The following is a 2,083-nucleotide window of genomic DNA, read 5'->3' as shown; positions in this document are numbered from 1 at the left end:
GAGTAAACGCGTTAATCCAGTAATGCATATGAATCACAAAGCAGGTGATAAAATGTATGTGGATTATGCTGGAAAAACACTTTCCATTATTGAAAAAGATACCGGAGAAATTAAAGAAGTGCAGTTTTTTGTTGCCATACTAGGCGCAAGTCAACACACGTATGCTGAAGCTTCTATGAGCCAACAGAAAGAAGATTTTGTCACATCGGTAGAGAATGCTATGCGTTTTTTTGAAGGCGTTCCAGCAGCAATTGTTCCAGACAATCTAAAGTCAGCCGTAATTAAAAGTAGTCGTTTTGAACCAACAATTAATGAAACCTTAGCCGATTTAGCAGAGCATTACGAAACTACCATATTACCTGCAAGAGCTTACAAACCAAGAGATAAATCATTAGCTGAAGGAGCTGTAAAAATCTTATACCGAAGAATTTATGTACATCTAAAACAAAAACAGTTTTATAGTTTAGAAGAATTAAACCAACAAATATGGGATTTATTAGATGCTCATAATCACAAAAAACTCACAGGAAGACCGTATTCTCGCTATGAATTATTTATAGAAGATGAGAAGCAAAAACTACGTCCATTACCTCAAGAACGCTTTGAAATCAAATACCAATCCTTTGCAACAGTTATGCAAAACGGTCATGCATTATTGAGTCAAGACAAGAGTTATTACAGCGTTCCGTACCAATACGTGAGAAAAAAAGTAAAACTTTTGTATACCAAAACTACGGTTGAAATCTTCTACAAATACAACCGAATCGCCATTCATCCAAGAAATTACAAACCTTATGATTACACGACTGTTGCTGAACATTTAGCCAGCACACATCAGTTTGTTGCTGATTGGAGTGCTAGTCGGTTTATTGATTGGGCAAACAATATTGACCAAAATGTAGCGGATTATATCATCCAAATTATCGAAAGTAGAAATCATCCCGAACAAGCCTATAAAAGTTGTTTAGGGATATTGAACTTTGAGAAGAAAGTCGGAAAACAACGATTAATCAACGCTTGTAAACGCGCACTCGATTTTAGGATTTACAGTTTTAAAGCCATCCAAAACATTTTAGAAAACAACTTAGACAACGCTGAGAATGAGCAAGAAGAAGAATTTGATTTACCTAATCACAACAACATTAGAGGAAAAAACTATTACAAATAAATTAAAATCAAACACTTATGAATGAAATCACCACAACCAAAATGAAACAAATGAAGCTTTATGGCATGCATAATGCTTTTAAAACCGCCATCGAAAGCGGAAAAACAGATCATTACACGCTAGATCAATTTATCGCAATGCTCATTGATGCCGAATGGGATGAAAGACACAATCGTCGCATTGAGCGAAGCATTAAAAACGCTCGCTTCCATTACAAATCCAATATTGAAAATATCAATTTTGATACTTCACGAAATCTGGATAGAAACCAAGTTTTACGATTAGCTGCATGCGATTTTGTTGAGAAAAATCAGAATGTTTTAATCACAGGAAGTACGGGAGTAGGTAAAAGTTTTTTAGGAACCGCATTAGGTTATCAAGCTTGTATTCAGGGATATAAAGTTAGTTATTACAGCACATCTAAGTTGTTTGCTAAACTAAAAATGGCAAAAGCAGATGGTTCTTACTTAAGAGAATTAGCCAAAATAGAACGACAAGACGTCATTATATTAGACGATTTTGGTCTTCAAGCATTAGATAGTCAAAACCGAATTACGCTTTTAGAAATCATCGAAGACAGACACAATAATGGTTCTATAATCGTAACTTCACAAATACCAGTACAAGGTTGGTACGATATAATCGGAGAAAAAACCATAGCTGATGCCATTTTAGACAGACTCATACACCAATCCCATCGCATTGAATTACAAGGCGAATCCATGAGAAAGAAAAGAGGAATCAACAAAGAGTAATTTTAGTATATTTGAATCACAAATTAACACAAGAAAAAAAGTAGTTTTTAATGAAAAATGGAGGTGGTCATTTTGCACCGAAATTAGGTGGTCAATTTGAATTGGAATCAGGTGGTCACTTTAAATTGGAATTGGGTGGTCAATATCACTGGAATTTGCA

General features: G+C 34.8%; 2 protein-coding genes. Both read left to right on the top strand.

Features of this window, described 5'->3' with window-relative positions; translation table 11 throughout:
- The coding region (gene istA, locus M9Q43_RS14020) for an IS21 family transposase (protein WP_262319485.1) at positions 1 to 1,168 on the top strand (1,168 nt) is incomplete at its 5' end.
- Between the two features lie 17 nt (positions 1,169 to 1,185).
- Positions 1,186 to 1,923, top strand: coding sequence for an IS21-like element helper ATPase IstB (gene istB, locus M9Q43_RS14015; protein WP_262319484.1), 738 nt, complete (start codon positions 1,186 to 1,188; stop codon positions 1,921 to 1,923).
- Positions 1,924 to 2,083 lie beyond the last annotated feature (160 nt).

Source organism: Flavobacterium odoriferum (assembly GCF_025499515.1).
Taxonomy (GTDB): Bacteria; Bacteroidota; Bacteroidia; order Flavobacteriales; family Flavobacteriaceae; genus Flavobacterium; species Flavobacterium odoriferum.
This window is presented reverse-complemented; position numbering and strand designations above follow the sequence as displayed.